This is a genomic window from Arthrobacter sp. Leaf337 (assembly GCF_001423745.1).
Taxonomy (GTDB): domain Bacteria; phylum Actinomycetota; class Actinomycetes; order Actinomycetales; family Micrococcaceae; genus Arthrobacter.
On sequence record NZ_LMPC01000012.1, the window covers coordinates 86,224 to 111,156 of the forward strand.

Here is a 24,933-nt window from a genome sequence, read left to right on the forward strand (position 1 = left end):
AGATCGGAGAGTTGTCCCATGGCCACTTCGCACTCCATGACTAACAACCTTCCCCAGCTCAACCACCCGGACGGCTCCCCCATCCGCGCCCTGGTGGTTGACGACGAACCCAGCCTCTCCGAGCTCATGAGCATGGGCCTGCGGATGGCAGGCTGGTCCGTAGCTGTCGCAGGAGACGGTCCCGAAGCCGTGAAACTGGCCAAGGAGTTCCGGCCGGATGTCCTGGTGCTGGACGTGATGCTCCCGGGGTTCGACGGCGTTGAGCTGCTCACCAGGATCCGCGCCTTCGCGCCGGAGGTGCCTGCACTCTTCCTGACGGCGAAGGACGCCGTACAGGACCGCATCCTCGGCCTGGCGGCCGGCGGCGATGATTACGTCACCAAGCCCTTCAGCATGGAGGAGGTGCTCCTTCGCCTGCACCGGCTGGTCCAGCGCTCCGGAGTGGCCGCCATGGACACCGCCGAACTTGTGGTGGGCGACCTCGTCCTCAACATCGACACACGTGAAGTGACCCGCGCCGGCGAGGAACTGCAGTTGACGGCAACCCAGTTTGAACTCCTCCGTTACCTCATGGAAAACCCCAAGCGCGTGGTCAGCAAGGCCCAGATCCTGGACCGCGTATGGGACTACGACTTCGGCGGCCAGGCCAACATCGTGGAGCTGTACATTTCCTACCTGCGCAAGAAGGTGGATGCCACGCACCCGCCCATGATCCACACGGTGCGCGGCGCGGGCTACGTCATCAAACCGGCGGATTGAGCGGTGCCCACCCTCTCCGGCGAAATCCGCAAAGACCGCCGCCGCTGGCTGGACCCATCCACTTGGCACCTCCGCACGCGGCTGGTTCTGGTGGCCATGGCATTGCTCGTGGCCATCTGCGGCGCTGTTGGGCTGTTCAGTTATGCGTCGATGGACTCGTTCCTCACCCGCCAGCTTGATGACCAGCTGAGCCAAGCCGCAAAGCGGTCGAACGATCCGGAGAGGCCGCCCCTCGGGGGACTCGGCGGAGGGAGGGACCCGCTGGATGCCAGGGGCCAAAGCGTAGGCACCCTCAACGCCCGAATCCTCAATGGCCAGGTCAACAGCGCCGGCTTCCTTGCCTCCGACACGACGCGCTCGGCGCTGTCCAGCAGCGATAAGGAGACGCTGCTGGCCTTGGCCCGCAACGGCAATCCGGTAGACAGGACGCTTTCCAACGGGGGCTACCGGCTGGTGGCAGTCGAAACCGCGTACGGCGACGTCCTGGTCACGGGTCTCCCCCTGGACGCCAAAGCGAGCACCCTGACGTCCCTTGTGTGGACCTTCGTGTTTGTTTCCCTGGGAGGCCTGGTGCTGATCGGACTAGCCGGCACGGTGCTGATCCGCCGCACCATGAGACCACTGGAACAGCTGTCCGAAGTTGCGACGCAGGTTTCCCAACTGCCTCTCGACGCCGGTGAGGTGGCCCTCGCAGTCCGGGTGCCGCCGTCGAACGCGCATCCCGGAACTGAAGTGGGCAGCGTGGGCCACGCCCTCAACCTCATGCTGGACAACGTGTCCAAGGCACTCGAGGCCCGGCAGCAGAGCGAAACGAAGGTGCGCCAGTTCGTTGCCGACGCCTCGCACGAGCTGCGCACGCCGCTCACCGCCATCCGCGGCTACACAGAACTGATGCGGATGACCGAGGACTTTACCCCGGACGGCAAGAAATCCCTCGCCAGGGTACAGAGCCAGTCGGAACGGATGACCACCCTGGTGGAGGATCTCCTGCTGCTGGCCCGGTTGGACGAAGGCCAGCCGCTCAAGATCAGCGACGTGGACCTGACCCAGCTGGTGGTGGAAACCGTCAGCGACGAGAAGGTCATGGCGCCGGACCGCATCTGGCAGCTCGAATTGCCCGACGAGCCCGTTGTGGTCCGCGGCGACGCCAAGCAGCTGCACCAGGTGCTGGCCAACCTGCTTTCCAATGCCCGCAAGCATACGGACCCCGGAACCACCGTGGTCACCGGCGTGATGCGGTCGGCCGACGGCAGTGCCGTGGTGACCGTAACGGACAACGGTGCAGGGATTCCGCCGGAGTTCGTCGACCGGGTCTTTGCCCGCTTTGCCCGGGCGGACGCCGCCCGCACGAGTCCGGCCCGCTCCGCTTCGGGCGCGGGAGCCACCGGCGCCGCTGCGTCCGAAGGGACCAGCGGCCTGGGCCTCTCGATTGTGCAGTCCATTGTGGAAGCGCACGGCGGAACCGTCGAAGTGAATTCCCGCCCGGGACGCACCGAGTTCGCCCTCCGCCTACCGGGCGAACCGCCGGCAGCTTAGCTCCGGCGCAGCACTGGCAAGCCAGCCGTTCTGGCGCAAGTCAACGCGCCGTCGTCGTGATCCTCGTTACCTAAATGTGACTTAAGCGCGAGACTCCTGTAGCGTTTTTAGAGTGCGGCAACCGTTATAGCCGCATATCCGGATGGACGCCAAACTCTGCCGCTACCCGGATTTCCTCATGATTAGGCAGAGGCGGGGGACCCAGGTCTCCGGGCATTTTGCATAGCCGCCCTCGGGGTGAAGCCGACACGTGAAGTTCCGTGCGGCCGGATGACCTCATCCGAACCCGACAGCTAACTCCGCCGGCATCGAGAGGCAACCATGACTAAATCCACGCTAGAAGTACGTCCGGAGCGCGCTTCCGACGAGTCCAAGGCGCCTGCCGAACGCTCACGCCACCGCGCCGAACCAGCCACCATCGCGTCGCCAATGTCCCGGATTGCTGCCGGATTGCAGGGCTCAGGCCGGCGGGCCGCAGTAGTAGCCACGGCCTGCGCCGTCCTGATCGGCGTCGGCGCCGCCGGCCAGGCTTCAGAACCTGCAGCCCCGGCAACATCTGCAACGGGCGAAGCCGGCGCCGCTACCGCAAACGCCGAGTCGAAGCTCGCGTTCGAAAAGATCCTGGTCTCCGCCATGCCCGCCCCGGCCTCTGTCAGCCTGACAGCGCAGTCGTCCGACGCGCAACCGGCATCCGAGGAGAAGTCCGCACCGGAAGCACCGGCACCCGCGCCTGCACCTGCACCGGCTGCGGCCCCCGCACCGGCTCCTGCCCCGGCACCGCCTGTAGCCGTCGACGATCCCGCAGCTGCCCAGGCGTATGCCGCATCGCAGCTCGGTACCTACGGCTGGGCGGCTGACCAGATGCAGTGCCTGACCACGCTGTGGACCAAGGAATCGGATTGGAAGACCACTGCCACGAACGCCAGCAGTGGCGCCTACGGCATTGTCCAGTCCCTGCCGGCCGAGAAGATGGCCAGCGCCGGGTCCGACTACCTGACCAACTTCCGCACCCAGATCAATTGGGGCCTGAACTACGTCAAGGAACGGTACGGCTCCCCCTGCGGCGCCCTGAACTTCCACTACGCCAACAACTGGTACTAAGCCGGCGCATCTTCGCCAGGCTTGGTCTGCATGAGCCGGAGGCCCCGAATCCACGTGATTCGGGGCCTCCGGCTTTCTAACGGCACATTTCTCCCGCTGGTTCGCCCGTGTCCCTACCCCCATTCCTGGAGCCACAAGGTTTTCACAAGGTTGTGGAGTGACTCTGGGTCGCCGCCGCTTTCAATCGTCTTCCAAGCGGCTGCCGGCCCAGCGCCGTCATCAAGATGCAGGGAGCACAACAATGAAAAAATGGTTAGTTCCTACGGCCGTCCTGGCCTCAATCTTCGCGGCAGCCGCACCGGCCGCTGCCGCCCCCTCGGGCCCGCCGATCACAGTGGACGGACCCGCCACTTTCACGAGCTGTGGATTTCCTGTCACCGGTGAAGTCACTGGCAAGGTCAAGAACATCACGACTCCGTCCGGTGACGTCATCAGCACGTCTCCGGGGCTGAAGGTCACCCTGACGGGGCCGGACGGAAAGACCGCCAGCTACGTCATCACGGGCGTGCTTTTCTTTTCGTTCCCGGGCGACAGGATCGAAGTGAAAGCCACGGGTGTGAACCTGCTTCAGCTCCCTGGTGATGACGGGCTCATCCTCACCAAGGGCAACGTTAATTTTGCCCTTGAGCTTGACGGGGTGACAGAACTAAGAAGATTCTCAGGACCCGGGACAGCCACGAACATTTGCTCGCTGCTCGCCCCTGACGCATAAACCGCGGCGGCGGTACGTCCACCAATGACGGCGGGCGTACCGCCGCCGCTTCCGGGCACGGGCCCGGAAAATCCCACAGCAACTGCACAGCTTTGGCCTAAATCCTTCATATGCGCCGGTCGCATAGTGGAACCATGACGCTCACAGACCAGGCCGCGGGAACCCTGCTCCAACTGCCATCGCCGCCGCGGGCCGCCGTCGACGTCCCGCCCGGCAGCGTTTCGCCGCCCGCAACGGGGAACACCCGCCGTGCCCCGATCGACACCAGGACCGCGGGGGATGCAGGAACTGCCATCCCCGTCCTTGATGTTGTCCTCCCGGTCTACAACGAGGAACGGGACCTGGAGCGGTCCCTGCGGCGACTGCACACCTACCTGCTTGGCACCTTCCCGTACCCGTTCCGGATTACGGTGGCCGACAACGCCAGCACCGACAGCACTCTTAAGGTGGCTGAGCGCATTGCGCGTGAACTCCGCGAAGTCAGCGTGGTGCGGCTTGCCGCAAAAGGGCGCGGCAACGCCCTTCGCACCGTCTGGCTGGCGTCGCCTTCACCCGTGCTGGCCTACATGGACGTGAATCTTTCCACCGACCTCGCAGCGCTCGCCCCTTTGGCGGCGCCACTCATTTCCGGGCACTCCGATCTGGCCATCGGAACCCGGCTGGCGCGCGCTTCCCATGTGGTCCGCAGCCCCTGGCGTGGTTTCATTTCACGCGGCTACAACCTTCTGCTGCACGCGCTGATGGGTGCACATTTCAGCGATGCGCAGTGCGGATTCAAGGCAATTCGCGCAGATGTTGCCCGCCGCATCCTTCCGCACACGGCGGACAACGAGTGGTTTTTCGACACCGAACTGCTGATCGTGGCGGAAAAATGCGGACTCCGCGTGCACGAGGTTCCAGTTGACTGGACAAGCGGTACAGACGCGGGCGTGGACCTGCTGCAAACGGCCCTCGCAGACCTCCGCGGTATGGGCCGCCTTATCCGCGACTTGGCGGCTGACCGCATTCCGGTGCGGGGGCTTCGTTCCGAACTCGCCCGGGTTTACGCCCCGGTCGCTGCGGCGGCTACGCTTCCCGGAGCCACCGCATAGCTTCCTCCAGGCAGGTGAAGTACCGCGTCGGAGCCGCCGGAGCGTTAATGCTGAGGAAGAAATTGGCCATGGCCCGGTCCACCGGGGACGATCCGAGGAGCGCCACCCTCGCTACAGTGCTGGGAAGCGCAAAGACGCGCCGGGCCCCGCGGCTCATGGACGCCGTCGCAGCCATATCCACCAGCATCGGAAACGAACGCCCGCGGCTCAGGTCATTGACGGCTGCCATGACAGCCAAGGCAGCTTCCTCGCAAATAGCCAGGCCTGGAATCCATTGCACATGCAAAACGCCGGTGCGCAGCTGAACAATGCCTCTGTCGCCGGCAATCGGGATCTCGGTCATCCTATCCCCCCAAGATAGTTTCAGACGTCCCTCCCGAGACTACTGGACCGAAAACCGGTTTGGGGTCAGAACCGGAAGGAAATCCTCCTGGCACCGGAATCGTCCATGTCCGTGGTCACGGACACGCCGGAGTAGTCCGCAAGGTGCAGAACGCCGTCAGGCAGGGGGCCGGTGTTGGGACCGATGGCCACGGTCCGGATTCCGGCGGCCAGTCCGGCCGCAATGCCGGCGGGGGCGTCCTCAAAGACCAGCGCGTCGGCCGGATCCACACCGAGCAGTTCCGCGGCCCGGAGGTAGCCTTCCGGGTGCGGCTTGCCCCGGGTGACAAGGTCGGCCGTGACTGCGGTGGCCGGCATGGCCAGTCCCGCGGCGCCCATCCGGATGTCGGCAAGGATCCGGTCGGCGGAAGTCACCAGCGCCACGGCATCCGCCGGGAGGCTGCGCAGCAGGTCGGCGGCACCGGGCAGCGCAACGATGCCCTCGGTCCGAACCCGTTCCATGGCACCGAGCTCCGCGGTCAGGGCCACAACATCAGCGCCGACAGGTGCAAACCGCCGAACGGTGTCCCCTGCCTGGACGCCATGGGAAGTGTGGAGGATCTCGGCGATGTCCAGGCCGTAACGGGCCGCAAACTCGCCCCATACCTGCTCCACGACGGCCGTGGAGTCGACCAGGGTGCCATCCATGTCGAACAGCACGGCCTTGGCGGAGATAGTGGCTACAGGCGATGCGGCGATGCGCGGTACAGCGGCGTTTGGGCGGAAGCTCATGCTTCCATCCTGCCCCACCCGGGGCGAAGTCGGATTCTGTGACTTATCCGTTCGGGCGGTGGGGGATGTATTGGACGGCCCATTTGTTGCCGTCCGGGTCAGCGAAATGCACGAAGTGACCCCAAGCCTGAATGTCGATGTCGCTGACGTCAACGCCGTTGTCCTTGAGCTGCTTGTGCGCCGCCTGGATGTCGCTGACCACCAACTGCAGGCTTGGAGCGGTACCGGGCGGGGCATCGTTTAAGCCTTCGCCGATGGCGATCGAGCAGCCGGACCCCGGCGGAGTCAGTTGGACGAAACGGATGCCCTCCATGGGCCGCTCGTCGTAGTCGGCGTTGAAGCCCACCTTATTGACGTAAAAATCCTTGGCACGGTCCACGTCGGACACAGGGACAAACACCAGTTCAAGTTTCCAGTCCATGGGCCACAGGCTAGCGACGGCCGCCGAAAACCGGAAGGGGGCAATCGCTTCGCTGCCCCGGCTCCCCTTCCCCGTAGACCCGACCCGCTGCCTCGTTAGCCGGCGATGCCGTAGAGGCGGTCGCCGGCGTCCCCGAGTCCGGGCACGATGTAGGACTTCTCGTTGAGTTTCTCGTCAATGGATGCCAGGACGATGGTCACGTTCGCGTCCGCGAGTTCTTCTTCCAGCTTGGCAAGGCCCTCCGGCGCTGCCAGGAGGCAGATGCACGTCACGTCCGAGGCGCCGCGCTTGAAGAGGAACTTGATGGCTTCGCGCAGCGTGCCGCCAGTGGCCAGCATGGGGTCCAGGACAAAGATCTGCCGGTCCGTCAGGTTCTCCGGCAGGCGCTCCGCATACGTGATGATGTCCAGGGTTTCCTCGTCACGGGCCATGCCCAGGAAACCAACCTCGGCCGTGGGCACAAGCTTGGTCATGCCCTCGAGCATGCCGAGGCCGGCGCGGAGGATAGGGACCACGAGGGGCGTGGGCTTGGTGAACGCGGTGCCGATGGTGGTGCTGACGGGCGTTTCGATCGTGACGGGCTCGGTGCGGACGTCCCGGGTTGCTTCATAGGCGAGAAGGGTGACGAGTTCCTCGGTGAGCTGCCGGAAGACCGGAGAAGGGGTGTTCTTGTCCCGCAGAACGGTGAGCTTGTGAGCGACCAGCGGGTGGTCCACGACGAGTGTGCGCATGGGTCAAAACTATCACCCGGAGGTGGTGTCCCGGCCCCGTGATCCGTGGGGCTCCTCCGGGTGGCCCTCGCCCCTGTGGGCGCCATGGCGGGCGCCAAGTTCCTCGCGGAGCACCGGGTGGTCGAACGTCGGGGCGGGCCCGGCATGCTCGCGGTTCCGCATGACATGGAAGAGCCTGTGGGCCAGGATCACGATTCCCACCCAGGCGAGGCCCAGGAGCCACCCGGCGATGACATCGGTCAGCCAGTGATGGCCGAGGAATACCCGGCTCAGGCCCATGGCAATGATGAAGATCGAACCAGCCGTGATTATGGACACCCGCGCAACGGTCCGCTGGATCTGCAGGCAGGCCAGATACACCACCAGTCCGATCACCACGGTGGTGTTGAGCGTGTGCCCGCTGGGGAACGAGGGCGAGGACTCATAGGGCGGAACAGCGTCTGCATGATCCGGCCGGGTGCGGCCAAAGAGCTTCTTGCCAAAGGTGGTTGCGGAGACCGAAACAGCCGCGGCGCCGCCCACCAGGATGAGGGGCCGCCAGGTGCGCCCGGCCCACGTCAGCCAGGCCGTCAGGATGCTGCCGACGATCGGCATGCCGATCCCGCCGCCGACATTGGTGAAGGCAGTGACGGCGGAATTGAGCCAGGGGGTCCGGAGGTCCTCAGACAGCGCCAGCGCAGGCTTGTCCAGGTTGGCGAGGCCGGCCTCATCCACCACGTTGTCGTAGACTTCGGCGCCCATCACTGCCAGCGCCACCACGATCACCCCGCCAATCAGCATGGTGATCCAGAGGGCTGCGTACGGCACAACCCACCGCCCCCACCGGTCGGTAATGCGGTCAGTCAAGGTTTTCACTGCGTCTCCCGAGCTCATCCGTCGTCTGCGCCTGCCGTACCTTCGAAACTATCATTGAGCCATGACTTCCCCGGAGCCGCGCCATGCCCAATGGATGGGCCTTGCCCTCGCCGAGGCACGGCGGGCGCTGGGCACCGAAGACGTGCCCATCGGCGCCGTCGTCATCGGGCCCGACGGCGGAGTCCTGGGTACAGGGAGGAACGAACGGGAAGCGCACGGTGATCCCACCGCGCACGCCGAGATGGTGGCTATCCGCGAGGCGGCCGCCCGGCTCCAGGCGCTGGGACAGGCAAACGGCGGAAGAGGCGACGGCTGGCGGCTCGCGGACTGCACGCTCGTGGTGACCCTGGAGCCCTGCGCAATGTGCGCCGGCGCCATCGTCCTTGCCCGGATTCCCCGGGTGGTGTTCGGGGCATGGGACGAGAAGGCGGGGGCTGCGGGATCCGTGTTCGACATCCTTCGCGAACGCCGCCTCAACCACTGGGTGGAGGTCTACGCCGGAGTCCGCGAGCAGGAGTGCGCCACCCTGCTCCGGGATTTCTTCGCGGGACACCGGCAGGTCAGCTAGCCGGCATTTGCCGCGTCCAGGGCGTCAATCCGCTCCTGCCGCGACGCCGGCGAGTCGAGGCTGAAGGCACGGAAATCACCCAGGTCCGCACGGATCCAGGACTCCACGTCATCGATCCGTTGCAGTACCCCGGGTGTGGAGCCGGCGAACAGCCAGTGTGCTATCCGCTGCCCCTCGGGATCGTACTGCCAGAGCCCAATGATCCGGCCGCGGTCCAGGATCGGGTGGTCGGGCAGGTCGGCCTGCTGCGCCAGGGTTGCGCCGAGCAGCTCCGCGTCCCCGTCCCGGTCCCCGAACAAGTCCGCGGCGTTCCGCCGCTGCATCACGAGCGAGTCCGTCCCGGCAAGGAGCTGGATCTGTTCCTCGGCCGGCACTTCGAAAGCGGCGAGGCGCTCGACGTCGTCGGGCAGCATCCACAGCGCTTCGCCCTTGGCCGCAGGGTGGACGGCGGGCAGCTCCACTGCCCCGACGGCGGCCAGCGCTGCTTTGCTCTGGGCGACCGTGAACCCGGAGAACCACTGCGACTGCCTGAGCGTGGCGCCGCCGGTCCAGCCCAAGTACTTGCGGATCAGCTCAGTGCGGGCGGCATCGATGCCCAACGGGCTCGGCGGCAGGTCCCACAGCGTGTAGGCGTAGCGCTGCTGGTCGAGACGACCGTTGGCGGGAACGCGGCGGATCCGGCCGTCGCGCTGCAGCAGGCCAAGGGCGGTGGGGAGGGTGGTGGATACGCCCTGCCTCTTCCCTTCCTCGCCCAAGCTCCGGACGGAATCACCCAGCTCGTCCTTGAGCTGTTTCGGATCCAGCGGGCGGCCAGCCTCGGCCAGGGCATGCAGCACCTGCTCCTCAAGCAGCGTGAGTTCACCGCGGTCCACCCCCAGCCTGCCAAGCACTTTGAAGACTTCGGCGGAATCCTTGCCCAGCATCAACGCCCACGCGAAGTCCTCCGCGCCCAGGATGTAAGTGCACCCGCGTGCGCTGGGGAGTTCGGAGATCCGCAGCGCAAGGACGTCGGCATCAACCTGTTCGCGCCGGATTCCGGCGCGGGCGAACAGCGTGAGGTAGGGGTTGGCGCCGCCCAGGGAACGTGCCCAGCCGGTGCTGGCCAGCACCTCGGCAGAGCTCTGGCCGGCGAGGCTACCGTCGAGTCCTTGCCGGTGCCAAGCCCAGGCACGGAGGCGTTCGGCGGTGAGAGTCCCTGCAGGCGGAATCTCGACGGTGAGCGGCTCGCTGGTCATAGCGGCCATTGTCCATCAGCCGGCGCGTCAACGGAATGAGGCGGGACCATTCAGTTCGCGGGTCCGCTTGCGGCAATGGCGTCCAGCACGGTCCTGGCTGTGAAGTCCCAGCCCGGCAGCCGGGTCCGCGCAGCCAGCGCCGTGTCACGCCAGCGGGAGCGAAGCCCGGGATCTGTTAGCCAGGTGCGCAGTGCCGCTTCCAGCGGGGCAGGGTCCGCGCCGAGCACGACGGCGGCGCCCGGCAGATTGGGCGGCCCGCCGTCGTCGGGGGCTTCCGATCCGCCAGGCGACCCGGCCGCGAGCGCCTCGACCGCGCCGGTGCCGTCCCTGACCACTACCGGGATCCCGCGGGCCAGGGATTCAGTGACCACCATCCCGTACGCCTCTGTCCGTGAAATGAGCAGGCTGAGATCCGCCCGGCCCCACTCCGCATCGAGGGTCGGTCCGCTGAGCTCCCCCGGGACTGAGACCCGCTCCGTCAGCCCCAGCCTGATGACGGCACCCCGGACGGACTCCGCATACGCGGGATCTGCCGAATCGGATCCGACCAGGGACGCGGTCCAGGGCAGGTCCCTGATCCCCGCGAGCGCCTCCAGCAGCAGGAGCTGGTCCTTGTTCGGCAGGAGGGCTGCCACGGCTATGAGGTGCGGCGGGCTGGAACCGGCGGCCAGGGCAGCGGCGGACGTGCCCGGAAGCGCTACGTGGATCCGGGCCGGGCTTCGCTCGGCCGAACTGTGGCGGCCCCGGAGCTCGGCGGCCGCCGTCGAACTCGCGCAGATGACGCCAGCCGCGGCAGCCAAGGCCATCCCCTCCCGGTCCGCGTGCCCGGGCAACGTCATGTGCACGAGGATCCAGGCCGGTCTTCCGGCGGCGGCGGCCGCTTCCAGTGCCTCCGGCGCACCCAGCGCAACGAGTCCATCCACGATGGTGACCCGCGCGGTGGAAGGCGCCGGGGACGTGGCACCGCCGTCGCCGAGCAGCAGTCCGGCCAGCCGCCGTCGTTCTTCCTCGCGGCCCACCGGCCAGTGGCCGTCAACGGGGCAGTTTTCCACGTCCGTTCCGAGGGCGGTGAGCCCGCGGGTCAGAGCGGAGTTGTAGGCGTTGCCCCCTGAGTTGTGCCGCACATTGCCCGGAACGATCAGCCGGATCGCCGCCCTGCTAGCGCCGGACGCAGTCATCAGCCGTTATTCGGCGTCGAAGTCAAGGGAGAACGACGCCCAGGCGTCCGGGTTCTCGCGCAGGGTGACGGCCAGGCCGGCCAGCTCCCGCCCGTCCTCGTTGCCGCGGACCTTGGCCGCCACAGCCTCGGCAATGTACTGCGCCAGCGCCTCGGTGGTGGTCAGCTTCCCCGCAAAGTCAGTGTGCTCGTCCAGATTCTTGTAGTTCAGGCCGGCCAGCACTTCTTCAATGAGCCCGCCGGCCGCCCCGATGTCCAGGACGATTGAATCGTCGTTCAGCGCCCGACGGCGGAAGGTCACCTCCGCAACGAAGGTGGCCCCGTGCAGGCCCTGGGCAGGTCCGAAGACCTCGCGGGGAAGGCTGTGGGCAATCATGAAGTGGCGGCGGACGGTCAGGCTGAACAAGGGCTACCTCGTGTCTTCGTCGGGATGTTCGGCAGGGTATTCAATCACGTGGCAGAGTGCGTCCAGGCGCCCGTCGGCCAGTTCGTGGACGACGGCGGGAAGTTCCGCAAAGGGTGACGTCCCCGTCAGGAACGTGTCGTAGACGGGATCGCTGAGCAGGGACACGGCGAGCGCGAGGCGGTCTGCGTTGGTCCGGCGGTGGCGGCGGGCGCGGGCCACCACGCCCACCTGGCTGGCGCGGACGGAAAGCCGGCGGGCGTGGAAGTCCTCCCCCAGCGGAATGGTGACTTTGCGGTCGGCGTACCAGGACATCTCGATGACGTCCCCTTCGTCGCCCACCAGTTGCAGGCTCCGTTCGAGCCCTTCCTGCGATGCTGAACAGTGGATGACGATGTCGCAGTCGGCCAGGGCGTCGTCGGGGTGGCTGAATTCGACGCCGAGGGCGTCGGCGAAGGCACGCTTCCCGGGATCGACGTCGATCAGCTGGAGCCGCTGCAGTGGGAAAGTACGCAAGAGCGTGGCCACCATGCCGCCGACGAGTCCGGCGCCCACCACTGCCACGCGGTCGCCCAGGCGCGGCCCGGCCTCCCACAGCGCGTTGACGGCGGTTTCCACAGTTCCCGTGAGCACGGCCCGGCGGGCCGGGACATTCTCCGGGACCACAGTCAGGGACTCGACCGGAACGATGTAGCGGTCCTGGTGCGGATACAGGCAGAACACCGTACGGCCCACCCATTCGTCGGGGCCTGCTTCCACTATCCCCACGGAGAGGTAGCCGAACTTCACCGGCGAAGGGAAGGAGCCCTCCTGAAGCGGGGCCCGCATTTGTTCGGCAACCCTCGGCGGCACCTGGCCGCAGTGAACCACCGTTTCGGTGCCTTTGCTGATTCCCGAATACAGGGCACGGACGAGGGCTTCACCGGGGCCAGGTGCGGGCAGCTCCTCGGAGCGGAGCTCGCCTTTTTCGTGGCCGACGGTCCAATAGGACCGGGCCTGTGAACCGGCTTGTGACCGGGCTTGGGAGTGCGGCTGGGAGTTGATCATCTTGCTTATGAATCTAGTCCCCGGCGCGTGCGTGGGGAAGACGTTCACTGCCCGGCGCGCCCTCGTTTTGGGGAAGGGCGCCTTGCTCCGGTAACCTATTCAGGTTGGTGACGTGTCCGAGCGGCCGAAGGTGCAACACTCGAAATGTTGTTTGGTGTCAAAGCCAACGTGGGTTCAAATCCCACCGTCACCGCCAAGGGGGGTTTTACGAATTCCCCCAAGCTAGTGATTACGAATTCCCCCGGGCAACAGTTGCCCGGGGGAATTTTTCGTTTTGGGCGGCACACCCTGGCTTCTTGATCTTCAGACGGCTTCACGTCCGTGCAGCGCTACACGGCTTGGAGGGGCGTCGCTTGCGTCCCGTTTGGTTTGATACGACCAGTGACCCCAATGCCTGTCCACATTGGGGTCACTTTCGGGTCTTGTTCAGTCCTGCGACCTTCGTTTGAAGCACCAGTCCCGGATGATGCGGAAGTTCAAGGATGCCAAGGAAAGCGCCAACAACAGAGCATTGCGGGACCGGGTGAACGCTTTGACATAGCCACGGCGCCAACTCAGCTTGTTGGTTCGCACATCGGCGTTGAAAGATTCCACAGCATTGCGGGCACCGTAGAGCTCGCACCATGCCGTCGTTCCACAGAGGGGCCATTGGGATTCCCGGGCGTACTCATCCGGGGCGATTGTGACGGTTCCCTTGCACCCAAAATCCGATCCTGTCGTGCAGGTCGATTCACGGTTGAGGTAGCAGAGCCTGGCGGTTTCAGGATGATTGGAGCAAACGAGTTTGTTGGAGTTCGGCGGAGGTTGGCGGACTTGGTCCCCTTGGAAAGCACGTACCCGTGCACGGGTACGCTTTATCTCCGCGCAGGCGGAAGTGGCCCGGCATGGGGACACCGGGCCACCCCTTCAATGAGACTGATGGGAATTGGCTGTGTTCCTCTCAGAGGGCCCCTCATTCCCTCCGGTTCCTTAGAGGTCTCTGAGCGAGGTATCGGCATCGAGGCGGGCCAGTCGCCGCGATTTCTGAGCCCACGTCTCGCTGCTTGATGGGGATGGCCGCGTCCGCCAGTTTCCTGTCCAATGCCGGAGACAAGGTTCCGCCGGTTGCTTTTAGCAACTTCAGCGCCGACCACAGAGTCAGCAGATCTGTGGTGTCCTGGCCGCTGACATCTTCGTCAACAGCCTTACTGGCCTCATCCGCGGCCAGAAGGTACGAACCAAGGTCGTCGGAATAGAGGGCGGTGGTGTAGATGTCCCCGCGCTCTTGGTCCCCCGCTTCGGGCACCCTGATTAGCCCGTTGGTCCCCTGGAGCTTCTACAAGTCGTCTTTAATGGCGGTAACGTCGTTCGCCGGTGTGAAGGGACCGGCACTGCAGGCAGACAAGCCAAATATTATTAGGGTCAGCAATGACAGTCGTTTGACACTTCGCTTGCTGTGGAGATTTCGACGACTTACGCCCGTACTCATATTCACTGCTACAGTGCCGATCTCTTCGTTATACGCGGGCTGAAGCGGTGCGCAGGTTGCCGTAGTAGAAGCCTGTGGCTGCTACGTCGGCCCCCAGATAGAACGAGCCCCACCCCATGCAGACTGTGCCGCTCAGGTAGGATCCGGAAGCGCCGTTACTGTTGGTCCACTGGAGTGTGGCCGGCCGCCCTGGATGGACGCGAAGTCGACGAAATGCCCGGAATCCTTGAAGACCTTCCAGGGATATGCCGCCTCGGCCACGTTGTAGCCGGTCTTCTCTCCGGTATCGCCGATCTCGGAAACGCAGGTCAGAACCATGAGGATTTTCTTCATGAAGTGCTCCTATCGCCTAAATTCCACCCTAGGCCTAGCCCAAATTAAGGTCTTCCCTCGGCCGGGACGGTGGTGGTCGCCTGCGCCTGAAATCGCCCCCTTCATAGTCATGGCCCTGCCTCATCTTCGTTAGGCTGAGGGATGTGTGTACAGCAGGGGCCCGGTGATTCACCGGGCCCCCGCGGTCGCATCGTGTGGGGGCGCGCCGCCTTCGCGCGCCTTCGGACATCGGACATCGGACCACCTTGAACAAGACTATTCCCGCCCTCGCCAAGGCAATAGCCGCCCTGCTGCCGCACACATGGAAACCAGAATAGGCTGCACGTGCGATTCCTGCGGGCCCATACATCCCGGGCCGCGCATGGCCCCTTATGAGAACGGACGTTGCGGACAAATGGCCAAGACTGAACCTAAACCCCATCCAGGCCTGCCTAAGTACTGGTACGGGTACGGGGGTGGAACAAAGAGCTTGTCATCCACGCTTACACTCGTGAGGAGTGGGGCTTGGGAGGCCACAGTGCCACCGAATCCGCCAACACGGCGAACAGCTTTGTTGGCCAGAGCATCGTTGCCCTGCTGCTGACGGTCCCCGCTATCCTGGCCACTCTCGGAATACTCTTCGGGATCCTGGCCCTGTTCTTGTCCTTCCCGGATCCGGGGGACTTGGGTATGGGCTTGATCATCATGCTGGGCTCCGCGGTATGCACCGTCCTGTTCACGGGCGGCTGGCTCCTGAGCATCAGTTCCCTTCGCGCTGAACTCCGTGCCCGCAAGCTCCGGAAGCCCAAGGGGCTGCCAAAGCCGATGTACGCCGTCACCGACGAGCAGGCACGCAGATGGTTCGAAGAGCACCCCGGAACCTTGGAGATCACCCGGGAGAACTTCCCGTACAGCACCCGCCCCCTTCCCGGAGAGCCGGGATATTTCGAACCCAAGAGGACCGACCATGGTTTATGATCGCGAGCGTGAGCGGCGCAACGATGCCGTGTACGCCGAACACAAGAAGGCTGTAGCAGCCGGCGAGAAGCGTGTTCTCCGCAGGACCAGCACCGGCGAGCTGCACAGCTACCCCGCTGATGAGATCGGATTCACGCCCGGCCGCGGCCAGGCCCAGGTCAGCACCTGGTGGGGCATGGGAATACTCATGGTCATTTCGGGGATCGTATTCATCACCATGTGTTGGCTCTTCCAGCGCCCCTTGTGGGAAGGTGAGCCACCCGAGTGGGGTACATTGTGGCCCATTGGGCTCTCAGGGTTCTTCACTCCGTATGCGTTCGTACTCGCCCGTGACGAATACCGGGCGACCCAGCTCCGCAAGCGCCACGGATCCCCAAAACCCGGCACCGGCGGCGTCGACATTGATCTCCTTGAGTTGGGGCAGAAAAGCCCCGACCGACCCGACAAGGCCCGATAGGATTCGTTCCGATGTTCAACCAGGATAAGCAGTTCCGCAGGCCTGACGGCACCCTGTATGACCCGAGCAGCTTCAACGTGCGCCAGTACGAGGAGCAGTACGGTCCCGGTGGCGTGCCGGAAGGATACTCCATGGATGCCATCACCCCCGTGCAGAGCCCGGGACTGATCATCGCACTCGGAGTCTTCACGTCGCTCGTCTCCGTCGGCCTGCTCAGTGTGAGCTTCGTGGTTATCGGATCCGGCGGGGAGCTGAAGCTCATCCTGTTTGGGTTCTCGGCAGGCATCGGCGGACTGGCGATGTCGGTGCAGGCGTTCAGAATCGCCGTAAAGCGGCGGCGCTGGTTGCGGCAACAACAGACCGGGGCGGCCAGGTGAACGTCCCGGCACGCCCCCCTAACGAAACAGGACCATCCGTGATCACAGTGCACCTTCGATATGAGATCGATTCAAGCAAGCTCGCTGACTTTGAAGAATATGGACGGCGGTGGATCCGCCTCGTCAACAGGCTGGGCGGAGCGCATCACGGCTATTTCCTTCCGAGCGAAGGTGACAGCGACGAGGCCTTCGCCCTGTTCACCTTCCCGTCACTCGCCGACTACGAGAAGTACCGATCGGCGGCGGCTGTGGATCCCGAGTGCATCGAGGCCTACCGATTCGCGACGGAAACAAACTGCATCCGACGGTACGAGCGAAGGTTCCTCTCACCCATGTTCGAATAACCGGCGCAGAGGATGACAGGGTGGACTTCTAGTGGTGGGACCTCGCTCGGATGATCCCGGCTGATAGCCCGGCAGCGGCTATCAGGGATCCAAGCATGATGGCTACGCCTGAGAAGTAGTCAGTGATCGTCATTTCGGTACACCTTCCATCTAGTGGTGCACCGAAGCTACCCGCCCAACCTCCGGGTTAGCGCAGGATCGCCGCGGGCTTTGCTCACAATTGGGTTACGGGACCGGCGATGCACCGCTTCCCTTGTGCTGCCGCGTCCCGCCGGACACCATGGAGGGACACCCGTCAACAGCACCAAGGAGTGGACTCGATGCTGCGAATGCTGATTATTGGTCCTCCCGGCTGCGGGAAAGGTACCCAGGCGGACCGCCTGGCACGGCACCTGGGCATCACCGGGGTGTCCACCGGAGATGTCTTCCGCGAACATGTGAAGAACCTGACGCCGCTTGGTCAGGAGGTCAAGGAGCATCTGGACGGCGGCGACCTAGTGCCGGACGGCCTGACAAACCGCATGGTGCGGGACCGCCTGGAGCAGGACGACGTGCGGGACGGATTCCTGCTGGACGGGTATCCCCGCAACACCTCTCAGCTGGCTGAACTGGACACCATGCTTACCGCCAGCGGGCAGTCCCTGGATGTGGCACTTCAATTGACGGCGGACGATACCGAACTCGTCCGCCGCGTCCTCCAACGAGCCACATTGACCGGTCGCAGCGACGATACCGAGGATGTGATCCGGCACCGCTTGAAGCTGTACTACCGCGAGACCGAGCCGGTGGCCGCGATGTACTCAGCGCGCGGGATCCTCCTGAGCGTGGACGGCATGGGCAGCGAGGACGAGGTCTTCGACCAACTGCTCGCGGCACTCCGGGAGTCATTCCCTTCAGCTGTGCCCGAGTGAGCCGCTACGCCATCGCCAGAATGTCCGGCCGCCTCGCCGCCCAGGGCCGCAACGCCTCCACGGCCGCACCCACTGTGAACACCGTGGCGTCGTCGTAGGGGTGCCCCACGACCTGCACGCCCGTGGGGATGCCGCAGTCCGCCATGCCGCTGGGCACAGCCAGCACCGGACAGCGGTTGGCGATATTAAACGGCGCGGTCATGTGCCCCTGCCAGTAGTGCTCGAGCTGCAGCCCGCCGGCGTCGATCCCCCCAAGGTACATGCCGTCCGCATCCAGGGCCGCTACGGCGGACGCGGGGCAGATCAGGGCATCGAAACCGGCCATCGCGGCGGCCAGCTCAGCCTGCAGGCGGGTCTCGGCGCGGACGCCGTCCAGGTAGCGGTTTTCTTCGGACGCCCGCCGGGCGTCCGCCATAAAGCGGCGGGTGTAGGGGGCCAGGAGTTCCGTTGCCCCCTCGGTTTCGTCCTCCATGGCCGGGCCGAGCAGGTAACCGAAGTGCGTGAACATCGTGCGGCTGATGGACTCCGTGGTCCACGGCAGTTCGATCTCCTCAATGACAGCTCCTGCGTCCCGCAAAGCGTCTGCCACGGCGCGCGTGTTGGCCTCGACGTCGGGCGCCACCGGATAGTTCCCCAGGCGGATGCACAAGGCGATTCGCATCCCGGCGACGGACTCCGCGACGGAAGTCCCGCCGTCGGGCGTTTCCCGTCCCGGGACCGCCATCCCGGGCGAGTCCGCGAGTGAGGTGTGGTCCCCCGGGTGCCTTCCCGCCATGACGTTGGCCAGCAGGGCGGTGTCCGCGACGGTCCGGGCCATGGGCCCGTCGCCGCGGTAGTGGTCGGCGGACAGGGGCGCCAGTCCGGGGATCCGCCCGTACGGCGCCTTGTAGCCCACCGTTCCCGTGAACGACGCCGGCAGCCGGGTTGAGCCGGCAATGTCTGAGGCCGTGGCCAGCGGAGCCAGCCCGGCGGCCAGGGCGGCCCCCGAACCGCCCGAGGATCCCCCGGGCGAGAAGTGCAGGTTCCACGGGTTTCGGGTGACTCCCCACAGCGGACTGTGGGTGACAGTGGCGCAACTGTATTCGGGAGTGGTGGTGCGGGTGTGGACGATCCCGCCGGCACGCCGGATCCGGTCGATGACCGGATGGTCCTCCGCAGCCAGCTCGTCCTTCCGTGCCACGAGCCCCTGCGAAAGCCTCCGGCCCTTGAGCCCGTGCTTCTCCTTGGCTGCAACCGGCAGACCCAGCAGCGGTGTAAGGTCCCGGCCGCGGGCGTACTTGGCGGCCGCTTGCCGGGCCGCGGGCAGGGCTTCCTCGAAGAGCGTTTCCGTCAGGGCGTTGATTTCCCCGTTGACGGCTTCGGTCCGTGCCATCACGGCTTCCATCAGCTCCACCGGGGAGAGCTCCCTGGTACGGAAGAGCCGCAGAGCCGTGGCGGCGTCGAGGTAGTGCAGCTCCGTCACGCCAGCGCTCCGCCAACGAGCTCCCGCGCCACACCGGTCAGCATGTCGACACCGGCCACCATGTCCTCGTCCGTGGTGAACTCGCGTTCGCAGTGCGAGACACCGTCCACGCTGGGGATGAACAGCATGACGGATGGCGCCACCGTGTTCATCGCGACGGAGTCGTGGCCGGCCATGGTCTGGATCCGCCGAGCGGACAGCCCCAGGTTGGCTGCGACCTTGTCGGCCAGCTCGAGGCCGGCTTCGGGGAAGCGGCGGATGGGGCGGATGTCGAAGTCCTTTACGTTGACCTTGATGTCGTGTTCGCGGGCCAGGACCTCGATCTTCTCCAGCAGGGTGGCCCGGGCGGCCTGGACGATCCCCGGGTCGCCCGAGCGCAGGTCCGCCACGAGGTGCACCCTGCGTGCCACCACGATCGGGGAGTTCGGTTCCAAGGTCAGCTGGCCCACGGAGGAAACCAGGGCCTCGTCCTCGAAGTCGCCGGTGACGTCGTGCACCATCAGGATGATCTTCGATGCCGCCACCAGGGCGTCGTGCCTGTCGGCCATAGCGGTGGCACCCGTGTGGGACTGCTCCCCCAGCACCTCGATGTCCAGCTTCTGCGTGTACCAACTGCTGTCCACCAGGCCGATGTTGATGCCTTCGCGCTCCAGGATCCGACCCTGTTCAATATGGATCTCCGCGTAGCCCGCCACGTCCGGTCCTTCGGCGGCACCCAGGTATCCGATGCCATCCAGGGCCTCGCGGACAGTGACGCCCTGCAGGTCCCGGACGTCGAGCATCCGCTCCCGCTCCAGCAGGCCGGCGAAGACAGAACTTCCCATGATGCTCGGTGCGAACCGGCCGCCCTCCTCGTTGAACCAGTTCACCACTGCGAGGTTGAAGCGGGGCGCTGCACCGCCCTCCGCAACCTCCGCAGCCAGCCGGCGTGCCGCGTGCAGTGCTGCGATCACGCCGTAGGCGCCGTCGAAGCGGCCGCCCAGCGGCTGGCTGTCCAGGTGCGAGCCGATCAGCACGTACGGTGCACCCGGCGTCCACTCCACCAGCCCGAACATGTTGCCGATGCCGTCCACGCGAAGTTCCCACCCGGCGTCGTGCACCCAGGCGGCGAACCAGTCGCGCGTCTGCGCGTCCTCGGCCGTGGCCGCCTGGCGGTCGACGCCGTTGTTGGGGGTGGCGCCGATGGTGGCTACGTGGTGGAAGTCGGAGAGGAAAGCTGCTGAATTCATGGGAAGTCCTTTGTGTATTGCTGTGAAGAGGGCGGGTAGGGCTTAGCCCATGCGTCCGCGGGTTTCGGGCACCTTCGTGAACAGCACCAGGAGGAGTACGACGACGGCTGCGGCCGCCATGTAGAAGCCCGGCGCATGCGGCACTCCGGTTCCTCCGACGAGGGCGGTGCCGATGAACGGTGCGGTGCCGCCGAAGAGGGCGTAGGCGCCGTTGTAGCTGATGGCCGCCGAGGTGAAGCGGGTGCGGGTGGTGAAGATCTCGACGAAGAAGGTGTAGCAACCGCCGCCGTAGATGCAGAGCGCCACCACGAACAGGGACTGTCCCAGCAGGGCCAGGGGCAGGCTGCCGCTGGTCACCAGCATGAAGCTCGGCACGGACAGAATGGCGAGGGCGAGGGAGCCGGCGATGAGCATCGGCTTGCGGCCGAAGCGGTCCCCGAGGCGGCCGCCGATCGGAAGGAGAATGGCGTAGAGGGCCAGCGCCGCGGCGTTCACCATGAGCGACTGTTCGCGGCTGAGGTGGCCGGTGGTCTGCACGTAGGAGACGAAGTAGGCCGAGAGGAAGTAGAAGCCCATGGCTGTCAGGCCCATCACAAAGATGACCTGGACCATGCGGAGGCGGTTCTCGCGGAATGCCTCGCGGACGGGGCTGAATTCCTTGGTCCGCGCCGCCTTCGCTTCATTGAACGAGTCGCTTTCCACCGTGCGGCTGCGGATCCAGACGCCGAAGAGTGCCAGCGGCAGGGCGAGCAGGAACGGCAGGCGCCAGCCCCACGCCATGAAAGCTTCGTTGGGCATCGACTGGCTGAGGACCAGGATCATGGTGCCGGCAACCACGGAGGGCAGGGCGGTGGCGGCGATGGTGATGTTGAGCCAGAATCCGCGCTTGTTGACCGGGGCGTGCTCGAATACGAAGGACGGCGCACCCACGGATTCGCCGCCGGCCGAGAAGCCCTGGACGAGGCGGCAGAGCACCAGCAGGGCAGGAGCCCAGGCGCCGATCTGGCCGTAGGTGGGCAGGAGTCCCATCAGGGCGGTGGCGCCGCCGATGGCAACCAGCGTGATGGTCAGGACGCGGCGGCGGCCGATCCTGTCGCCGAGGGCGCCGAAGAACAGGCCGCCGATGGGCCGGACCACGAACGCGACGCCAAACGTGGCGAAGGTGGCCAGCAGGGCAGCGACGGGGTTGCTGCCGGGGAAGAACAGCTGAGAGAAGATCACGGCGGTGAGGCCGTAGAGGGTGAAGTCGTAGAACTCGATGAACTGGCCGATGCTTCCGCCCAGCAGAACGCGCTTCTGCATCTTGGTGGTGCCTGGCTGCCCGGTTCCGAGGCGGGCGGTGTCCTTCTCGAGGGTTGCGGTGCCGGCGCCGGCGGGGCCCGCAGCGGATGTGTCGAGGCCCGACTCCGCGGCCGGCTGCGGCTGGTTCTTTATGTCGTTGATGGTCATGAGAGCCACGCTAGGTTCGCCGTGTTTCCGGTACCCGATGCCGCGTTACGGGAGTTTGAAGAATTTTCCGCGGACGTTGCCGCACTGTTGCTGCGATACACCGGTCCGGACATGCTTCGGACACATTGTGTGTGATTCGGAACCATTGAATCTCCTTTGATCAACATGGTCAGGTCGCTTTGGGGTTTCGGCCAAAGCCGTTTTTGCGGGGTTGTCACCGCTGGAGGATCCCCGGATCCACCCGGTTGCATCAACTGTGTGTGATCCCGTTCACATCTGTCCAATTGATTGTTTTTGAGAAATCGATCGATTTTGCCAATACCAAAGCCGCGAGAGGAAGCCGGACGAAGGCGGCGTATCCGGCCATGCACGGTCAGTTGCGGGACGCCCCGTAGAGCCTGAGGCAGGTTTCCTCGAAAGCCAGCGCCCGCCGGGTTGGCTGCACTCCCTCGGGGCGGACCAGCATCACCTCGATGGGCGGGAAATTGTCCGTCAGCGTCAACGCCACCACCTTGCCCCCGGAATAGGTCATATCGCTGTGGAGCCGCTGATTCAGCAATGCGTAACCGTGCCCCTTTGCCACAAATGACCGGACGGTCTCATACCCGGCAAAGCGGTGGCGGACCTTTGGCACCACGCCTGCAATGACATAGAGCTGCTCGAAGTACTCCCGGCTGTGCGGCAGGTCCAACACCACGGAGGGTTCGCCGTCGAGCTCCTTGAGTGAAATGGTCTTCTCGGGCCGCGCCGCGGCGGGATGCTCGGCATGGACCAGCACGTGCGGCGGGACGCGTTCCAGCACCTGGTGCGTGAAGCCGCGCCCGAGGCCGAGGCCGTAGGTCAGTGCCACGTCGCACTGGCCTTCAAGCAGGGCCGTCTGCAGGCTGGCCAGGTCGGCTTCCAGGAAGGACACTTCAACGCCCGGGTGCTGCACCTCGAACGTCTGGAGGATCGCCGGCAGCCTGAAGGGCGCCAACGGGGCAAACACGCCGACCTTGAGCTCACCCACCAGGCTGGCAGCCAGGCCGCGGGCGGATTCGTAGAGCGAATCAGCGTGCTCCAGCAGCACCTTGATGTCCTGGGCAAGCTGCCGGCCGGTCGGCGTGAGCCGTAGCCCCTTGGTCCGGAGGCGCACAAACAGCTGGGTGGACAGGCTCGCTTCAAGCTGGGCCATGGCCGTGGACAGGGTGGACTGGGTCACCAGCAACCGGTCCGCGGCCGCCGTCATGTTTTCGAGCTCCGCTACCACCGCAAAATACCGCAGCTGGGTCAGGGTAAAGGGCTTAGCCATCCGTCAAGGTTCGCATTCTGCGGCGTCGGCCGCGTTCGGGATCGGGTGAGTTTTTGTCCAGATCGCGCGCCCAAAAGGGCGTCGAAGTCGCGTTATCTGGACAAAGACTCCATAAGGGGGTGGTCGGGTGGGGCCGGGATCACGGCATCCGGAGCCGGTGGAGCAGGAGGGCGACGTGCAGCGAGGTCCGGGATTCAGCGTCATCAAGGTCCACAGCCAGGAGCTCCTCCAGCCTGGCAAGCCGGGCATACAGCGTCGGCCTGCTCAGGTAGCCGCTCCGTGCCAGTGCCGCCTTGTTTCCGCCGGATTCGAGGTATTGGCCCAGCAGGTCCAGGTGCCCGGCGCTCCCCCGGGCCTCGGCCTGCAGGAGGCTTTCCAGTTCAGACTCCACGAACTGCTGGACGCGCGGATCATTGCGCAGGAGGGCCAGCAGCCCGCGTAGCCGGACGTCGGTGGCCCGGTAGAACGGTTTAGTGCCCCTCAGCGTCGCCGCCGTTTCGGCGACGTGGGCAGCCTCATCAATTCCCGCCGCTGCCTCCAGCAGGGACGTCCGCAGGCGTCCGACGCCGATGGTCCAGGCCGGCGCCGCTGCCCCCCGCCGGCGGATGCCGCCGTCGTCCGCTGCCTGTGCCGCCAGCGCGTCCGCCAGCCGCTGCAGGGTGGCGTCTTCAAGCTGCTTCGCTGGGAGCGCGAGGATCATGCCCACCGACCCGGACTGGATGCTGGCGGTCAGCGCGCTGCCCGCCGTGGACTTGACCACCTTGGACAGTAATTCCAGGAGGACGCGTTCCTCCTGCTGGCCGGCGAGCGGATCGCGGGACGTTGCTGCAGCCGGCGCGGACGCGCCCATGCGATAGACGATCGGCACATAGAGCGGCGAGCGTTTCAGCCCCAGGGCGCCGGCGCGCGCCAGGGCTTCCGCTTCGCTGAGCCCCCGCGGGTGGCGCAGCGCGTTGAGCAGCCCGGCCTGGGCCTGCTGGCCGAGCTCGCGCCGGTCCCGTTCGGCGAGCCGGTTGATGGCGAGGGTCTGTGCCGCGCGCTCAAGCACCATGGCCGCGGTCTCCTCGTCGTCCGGGGTTGCCGGAAGGACCAGCCGTCCCCACAGCTGCTCCCGGACACCCACCGGAACCTGCAGCCAGTTCTCCGGTCCGGTGCGTACCTTTCTCCCGGACGAGGGCGCGGTCCGGGAGCGGCGCTCCCAGTCATGCAGTAGCTCTGTGGTGGCAAGGCCCTGCGCCGAATAGGCGAGGACCAGGTGGGACAGGTCCTCCAGCACCACCGGCGCTCCGATCATTCCGGCAGCCTGCTCCACCACCCGCTCCGTGCCGGCGCTCTCCAGACTGAGGACCGTGAACGCCTCGTGGACATCGCGGGCGCGTTCCACGCGTTCGAGCTGCTCCGCCACGATCATCCGGTGCACCACCTCGGTGACCTCGACGAAGCGCACCCGCCGCTGCACCACGGCCACGGGCAGCGTGCATGCCTTCGCCGCCGCATGGAGCGCCGTCAGGCTCCGGCCCCGTTCCCCCACCAGTTCGACGATCAGCCCGGCGGCCGAGGACTCCTCCAGGGACCGGATGAACGACGCCGTGGCGTCCGGCTCCTTCTCCAGCTCCAGTCCGGTGGTAAGCACCAGCTCACCGCCGGAAAGAAGGCTGGAAATGTCCAGCAACTCGCTGACGTGGACCCAGCGCACCGGTGCATCGAGGCCGGCTGCGCCGCCGAGGATCTGCGGCGAGGCAGCGCGAAGCACGGGGAGGCCCAGAATCGTGCGGAGGGTTGGCAGCATTTACATAGTGTAACGGCGGTCACGTTTTTCTTTACACATCGCCCCTTACGGCTGCAGTCCGCCGGCGACAGACTAGACGCAACGCATGAAGCGACCACAAGCCACCACCTGAGGAGA

25 protein-coding genes, 1 tRNA gene, 1 pseudogene and 1 riboswitch are annotated in these 24,933 nt (G+C 65.8%); of the genes and pseudogenes, 12 read left to right on the plus strand and 15 right to left on the minus strand.

Going from position 1 to position 24,933, the window contains the following annotated elements:
* Positions 1-18 precede the first annotated feature (18 nt).
* From ASF98_RS09505 to ASF98_RS09525, 5 genes are all read left to right on the plus strand, one after another.
* Positions 19-759, plus strand: coding sequence for a response regulator transcription factor (locus ASF98_RS09505; RefSeq protein ID WP_055800731.1), 741 nt, complete (start codon positions 19-21; stop codon positions 757-759).
* A gap of 3 nt (positions 760-762) precedes the next feature.
* Positions 763-2,295, plus strand: a complete 1,533-nt coding sequence (locus ASF98_RS09510; RefSeq protein WP_055800734.1) for a sensor histidine kinase — start codon at positions 763-765, stop codon at positions 2,293-2,295.
* Positions 2,296-2,442: 147 nt separating this feature from the next.
* Positions 2,443-2,617: riboswitch (cyclic di-AMP (ydaO/yuaA leader) on the plus strand.
* On the plus strand, positions 2,617-3,396 hold the full coding sequence (locus tag ASF98_RS09515) for a hypothetical protein (RefSeq protein WP_055800737.1): 780 nt from the start codon (positions 2,617-2,619) through the stop codon (positions 3,394-3,396). Its footprint overlaps the riboswitch before it by 1 nt.
* A 241-nt stretch (positions 3,397-3,637) precedes the next feature.
* Positions 3,638-4,108 carry a hypothetical protein gene (locus ASF98_RS09520; protein ID WP_055800740.1) on the plus strand — a complete coding sequence of 157 codons (471 nt, stop codon included), beginning with the start codon at positions 3,638-3,640 and terminating at the stop codon, positions 4,106-4,108.
* Positions 4,109-4,242: 134 nt separating this feature from the next.
* A complete protein-coding gene (locus ASF98_RS09525; protein WP_082506780.1) occupies positions 4,243-5,199 on the plus strand; it encodes a glycosyltransferase in 957 nt (318 codons plus the stop codon).
* Here the strand turns inward: ASF98_RS09525 and ASF98_RS09530 are convergent.
* The 5 genes from ASF98_RS09530 to ASF98_RS09550 form a co-directional block, all read right to left on the minus strand.
* Positions 5,174-5,542, minus strand: a complete 369-nt coding sequence (locus ASF98_RS09530; protein WP_055800744.1) for a DUF7793 family protein — start codon at positions 5,540-5,542, stop codon at positions 5,174-5,176. The two genes, ASF98_RS09525 and ASF98_RS09530, sit on opposite strands and share 26 nt — an antisense overlap.
* A 65-nt stretch (positions 5,543-5,607) precedes the next feature.
* Positions 5,608-6,312, minus strand: coding sequence for an HAD-IA family hydrolase (locus ASF98_RS09535; RefSeq protein ID WP_055800748.1), 705 nt, complete (start codon positions 6,310-6,312; stop codon positions 5,608-5,610).
* A gap of 43 nt (positions 6,313-6,355) precedes the next feature.
* Positions 6,356-6,733, minus strand: coding sequence for a glyoxalase superfamily protein (locus tag ASF98_RS09540; RefSeq protein WP_055800750.1), 378 nt, complete (start codon positions 6,731-6,733; stop codon positions 6,356-6,358).
* Positions 6,734-6,828: 95 nt separating this feature from the next.
* Positions 6,829-7,464, minus strand: a complete 636-nt coding sequence (upp, locus tag ASF98_RS09545; RefSeq protein ID WP_055800753.1) for a uracil phosphoribosyltransferase — start codon at positions 7,462-7,464, stop codon at positions 6,829-6,831.
* 12 nt (positions 7,465-7,476) lie between these two features.
* The gene (locus ASF98_RS09550) at positions 7,477-8,244 is read right to left on the minus strand and encodes a phosphatase PAP2 family protein (RefSeq protein WP_082506823.1); all 768 of its coding nucleotides are present in this window, start codon (positions 8,242-8,244) and stop codon (positions 7,477-7,479) included.
* A gap of 136 nt (positions 8,245-8,380) precedes the next feature.
* Here ASF98_RS09550 and tadA point away from each other — a divergent pair, with 136 nt between their 5' ends.
* Positions 8,381-8,887 (plus strand): tRNA adenosine(34) deaminase TadA, encoded by a 507-nt coding sequence (gene tadA, locus ASF98_RS09555; protein ID WP_055800759.1) that lies wholly within the window; start codon positions 8,381-8,383, stop codon positions 8,885-8,887.
* On the opposite strand, the gene ASF98_RS09560 is transcribed toward tadA, so the two are convergent.
* Genes ASF98_RS09560 through ASF98_RS09575 form a run of 4 tightly spaced genes read right to left on the minus strand, consistent with a single transcriptional unit; the run spans position 8,884 to position 12,749 of the window.
* Positions 8,884-10,122: a DNA glycosylase AlkZ-like family protein gene (locus ASF98_RS09560; RefSeq protein ID WP_055800762.1), complete on the minus strand. Its 1,239-nt coding sequence runs from the start codon at positions 10,120-10,122 to the stop codon at positions 8,884-8,886. The genes tadA and ASF98_RS09560 overlap by 4 nt on opposite strands.
* Before the next feature lie 50 nt (positions 10,123-10,172).
* A complete protein-coding gene (locus ASF98_RS09565; protein WP_082506781.1) occupies positions 10,173-11,300 on the minus strand; it encodes a glycosyltransferase family 4 protein in 1,128 nt (375 codons plus the stop codon).
* Positions 11,301-11,306: 6 nt separating this feature from the next.
* Positions 11,307-11,705: a 6-pyruvoyl trahydropterin synthase family protein gene (locus tag ASF98_RS09570; protein WP_055800765.1), complete on the minus strand. Its 399-nt coding sequence runs from the start codon at positions 11,703-11,705 to the stop codon at positions 11,307-11,309.
* Positions 11,706-11,708: 3 nt separating this feature from the next.
* Positions 11,709-12,749: a zinc-dependent alcohol dehydrogenase gene (locus ASF98_RS09575; protein ID WP_055800767.1), complete on the minus strand. Its 1,041-nt coding sequence runs from the start codon at positions 12,747-12,749 to the stop codon at positions 11,709-11,711.
* Positions 12,750-12,855: 106 nt separating this feature from the next.
* On the opposite strand from ASF98_RS09575, the gene ASF98_RS09580 reads away from it, so the two are divergent.
* Positions 12,856-12,945, plus strand: a tRNA-Ser gene (locus ASF98_RS09580).
* Positions 12,946-14,394: 1,449 nt separating this feature from the next.
* On the opposite strand, the pseudogene ASF98_RS09590 reads toward ASF98_RS09580, so the two are convergent.
* Positions 14,395-14,550, minus strand: a pseudogene (locus ASF98_RS09590) (type 1 glutamine amidotransferase domain-containing protein); the annotation flags it as partial.
* Between the two features lie 504 nt (positions 14,551-15,054).
* Between ASF98_RS09590 and ASF98_RS09595 the strand changes: the two are divergent.
* From ASF98_RS09595 to ASF98_RS09615, 5 genes are all read left to right on the plus strand, one after another.
* Positions 15,055-15,507 carry a hypothetical protein gene (locus tag ASF98_RS09595; RefSeq protein WP_055800779.1) on the plus strand — a complete coding sequence of 151 codons (453 nt, stop codon included), beginning with the start codon at positions 15,055-15,057 and terminating at the stop codon, positions 15,505-15,507.
* Positions 15,497-15,964: a hypothetical protein gene (locus ASF98_RS09600; protein ID WP_055800782.1), complete on the plus strand. Its 468-nt coding sequence runs from the start codon at positions 15,497-15,499 to the stop codon at positions 15,962-15,964. The genes ASF98_RS09595 and ASF98_RS09600 overlap by 11 nt, the downstream gene beginning before the upstream one ends.
* 11 nt (positions 15,965-15,975) lie before the next feature.
* Complete coding sequence (locus ASF98_RS09605; RefSeq protein WP_055800785.1) at positions 15,976-16,341, plus strand: hypothetical protein; 366 nt, start codon at positions 15,976-15,978, stop codon at positions 16,339-16,341.
* Between the two features lie 38 nt (positions 16,342-16,379).
* Positions 16,380-16,685: an NIPSNAP family protein gene (locus ASF98_RS09610; protein WP_055800788.1), complete on the plus strand. Its 306-nt coding sequence runs from the start codon at positions 16,380-16,382 to the stop codon at positions 16,683-16,685.
* Positions 16,686-17,005: 320 nt separating this feature from the next.
* Positions 17,006-17,596 (plus strand): adenylate kinase, encoded by a 591-nt coding sequence (locus ASF98_RS09615; protein ID WP_055800791.1) that lies wholly within the window; start codon positions 17,006-17,008, stop codon positions 17,594-17,596.
* Between the two features lie 4 nt (positions 17,597-17,600).
* Here ASF98_RS09615 and ASF98_RS09620 read toward each other — a convergent pair whose 3' ends face one another.
* The 5 genes from ASF98_RS09620 to ASF98_RS09640 all read right to left on the minus strand — a co-directional run bounded on the left by ASF98_RS09620 (position 17,601) and on the right by ASF98_RS09640 (position 24,816).
* Positions 17,601-19,058 (minus strand): amidase, encoded by a 1,458-nt coding sequence (locus tag ASF98_RS09620; RefSeq protein ID WP_055800794.1) that lies wholly within the window; start codon positions 19,056-19,058, stop codon positions 17,601-17,603.
* Complete coding sequence (locus ASF98_RS09625; protein ID WP_055800797.1) at positions 19,055-20,287, minus strand: M20 family metallo-hydrolase; 1,233 nt, start codon at positions 20,285-20,287, stop codon at positions 19,055-19,057. The genes ASF98_RS09620 and ASF98_RS09625 overlap by 4 nt, the downstream gene beginning before the upstream one ends.
* Positions 20,288-20,329: 42 nt before the next feature.
* Positions 20,330-21,736: an MFS transporter gene (locus tag ASF98_RS09630; RefSeq protein WP_235505749.1), complete on the minus strand. Its 1,407-nt coding sequence runs from the start codon at positions 21,734-21,736 to the stop codon at positions 20,330-20,332.
* 373 nt (positions 21,737-22,109) lie between these two features.
* Positions 22,110-23,027 carry a LysR family transcriptional regulator gene (locus tag ASF98_RS09635; protein ID WP_055800800.1) on the minus strand — a complete coding sequence of 306 codons (918 nt, stop codon included), beginning with the start codon at positions 23,025-23,027 and terminating at the stop codon, positions 22,110-22,112.
* A 139-nt stretch (positions 23,028-23,166) separates the two neighbouring features.
* On the minus strand, positions 23,167-24,816 hold the full coding sequence (locus tag ASF98_RS09640; RefSeq protein WP_082506782.1) for a PucR family transcriptional regulator: 1,650 nt from the start codon (positions 24,814-24,816) through the stop codon (positions 23,167-23,169).
* Positions 24,817-24,933: the final 117 nt, after the last annotated feature.

What these genes read in the sequence shown, in the direction of transcription:
- ASF98_RS09505 (WP_055800731.1), top strand. Translation starts at nt 19, where the DNA reads ATGGCCACTTCGCACTCCATGACTAACAACCTTCCCCAGCTCAACCAC.
- ASF98_RS09515 (WP_055800737.1), top strand. Translation starts at nt 2,617, where the DNA reads ATGACTAAATCCACGCTAGAAGTACGTCCGGAGCGCGCTTCCGACGAG.
- ASF98_RS09520 (WP_055800740.1), top strand. Translation starts at nt 3,638, where the DNA reads ATGAAAAAATGGTTAGTTCCTACGGCCGTCCTGGCCTCAATCTTCGCG.
- ASF98_RS09525 (WP_082506780.1), top strand. Translation starts at nt 4,243, where the DNA reads ATGACGCTCACAGACCAGGCCGCGGGAACCCTGCTCCAACTGCCATCG.
- ASF98_RS09530 (WP_055800744.1), bottom strand. Translation starts at nt 5,542, where the DNA reads ATGACCGAGATCCCGATTGCCGGCGACAGAGGCATTGTTCAGCTGCGC.
- ASF98_RS09535 (WP_055800748.1), bottom strand. Translation starts at nt 6,312, where the DNA reads ATGAGCTTCCGCCCAAACGCCGCTGTACCGCGCATCGCCGCATCGCCT.
- ASF98_RS09540 (WP_055800750.1), bottom strand. Translation starts at nt 6,733, where the DNA reads ATGGACTGGAAACTTGAACTGGTGTTTGTCCCTGTGTCCGACGTGGAC.
- upp (WP_055800753.1), bottom strand. Translation starts at nt 7,464, where the DNA reads ATGCGCACACTCGTCGTGGACCACCCGCTGGTCGCTCACAAGCTCACC.
- ASF98_RS09550 (WP_082506823.1), bottom strand. Translation starts at nt 8,244, where the DNA reads ATGCTGATTGGCGGGGTGATCGTGGTGGCGCTGGCAGTGATGGGCGCC.
- tadA (WP_055800759.1), top strand. Translation starts at nt 8,381, where the DNA reads ATGACTTCCCCGGAGCCGCGCCATGCCCAATGGATGGGCCTTGCCCTC.
- ASF98_RS09560 (WP_055800762.1), bottom strand. Translation starts at nt 10,122, where the DNA reads ATGACCAGCGAGCCGCTCACCGTCGAGATTCCGCCTGCAGGGACTCTC.
- ASF98_RS09565 (WP_082506781.1), bottom strand. Translation starts at nt 11,300, where the DNA reads ATGACTGCGTCCGGCGCTAGCAGGGCGGCGATCCGGCTGATCGTTCCG.
- ASF98_RS09575 (WP_055800767.1), bottom strand. Translation starts at nt 12,749, where the DNA reads ATGATCAACTCCCAGCCGCACTCCCAAGCCCGGTCACAAGCCGGTTCA.
- ASF98_RS09600 (WP_055800782.1), top strand. Translation starts at nt 15,497, where the DNA reads ATGGTTTATGATCGCGAGCGTGAGCGGCGCAACGATGCCGTGTACGCC.
- ASF98_RS09605 (WP_055800785.1), top strand. Translation starts at nt 15,976, where the DNA reads ATGTTCAACCAGGATAAGCAGTTCCGCAGGCCTGACGGCACCCTGTAT.
- ASF98_RS09615 (WP_055800791.1), top strand. Translation starts at nt 17,006, where the DNA reads ATGCTGCGAATGCTGATTATTGGTCCTCCCGGCTGCGGGAAAGGTACC.
- ASF98_RS09625 (WP_055800797.1), bottom strand. Translation starts at nt 20,287, where the DNA reads ATGAATTCAGCAGCTTTCCTCTCCGACTTCCACCACGTAGCCACCATC.
- ASF98_RS09630 (WP_235505749.1), bottom strand. Translation starts at nt 21,736, where the DNA reads ATGACCATCAACGACATAAAGAACCAGCCGCAGCCGGCCGCGGAGTCG.
- ASF98_RS09635 (WP_055800800.1), bottom strand. Translation starts at nt 23,027, where the DNA reads ATGGCTAAGCCCTTTACCCTGACCCAGCTGCGGTATTTTGCGGTGGTA.
- ASF98_RS09640 (WP_082506782.1), bottom strand. Translation starts at nt 24,816, where the DNA reads ATGCTGCCAACCCTCCGCACGATTCTGGGCCTCCCCGTGCTTCGCGCT.